This is a genomic window from Psychrobacter sp. T6-1 (assembly GCF_052258445.1).
Genome location: NZ_JBQQFC010000728.1, coordinates 1 through 662, shown reverse-complemented (window position 1 = coordinate 662; position 662 = coordinate 1). Strand labels below are relative to the sequence as shown.

Genomic DNA, 662 nt, shown 5'->3' with positions numbered 1-662 from the left:
TTGCTGAGACAGCCACTGGGTTTATTTTGGGATTAAACCTGCCCTCTGATCGTATATTATTAATAAAATCTTATTCTATAAATTTTTATCGCCCTATCAAAAAAGGTCAAATTGCAGCGGTAGCGAGCCTATCCGATGAGCAGCGACAACATATCTTGGACACGCCAAAGGGCGAGATGATCATCCCTTGTGTTATCGAAGACCGCGAGTCTGCGAGTAGCCGTGACCCTATTACCGTTGAGATGATGTGGGCGTGGATACCCAAATCCGAGTTAGAAGCGCGTCGTCAAGGTAAAGGCGACAACCCAGCAGATGCTGATCAGGATAAACAAACCCTTGATACAACCAAAGCGACAGAGGACTGACCACTTACCTTAATCTAAAATAAAGGAGAGTACTATGCTTAGTAATACTTCATTCAAGGTGCTATCTAAGGCCATAATCATTAGCGCTTGCTCATTGAGTTTTGTGCTGACCGCTCAAGCCGCACCAGCTGCAACGATGAGCAAAACTGCGCCTGTGTTTTTGGGTGACGGCGGTGACTATCCTTTTTCTAGCGCGGTACGTGTGGGCGATACGTTATATATGTCAGGTCAGATCGGCTTTAAAGACGGTCAGCTGGTCAAAGGCGGTATCAAAGCTGAGACCAAGCAAGCCTTGAA

At 46.2% G+C, this 662-nt stretch carries 2 protein-coding genes; both read left to right on the top strand.

Going from position 1 to position 662, the window contains the following annotated elements:
• On the top strand, positions 1 to 365 hold a 365-nt coding region (locus ACTXGO_RS15670), incomplete at its 5' end, for a hotdog family protein (RefSeq protein ID WP_459112947.1).
• Positions 366 to 399: 34 nt separating this feature from the next.
• A partial coding sequence (locus tag ACTXGO_RS15665) for a RidA family protein (RefSeq protein WP_443575173.1) occupies positions 400 to 662 on the top strand: 263 nt, incomplete at its 3' end.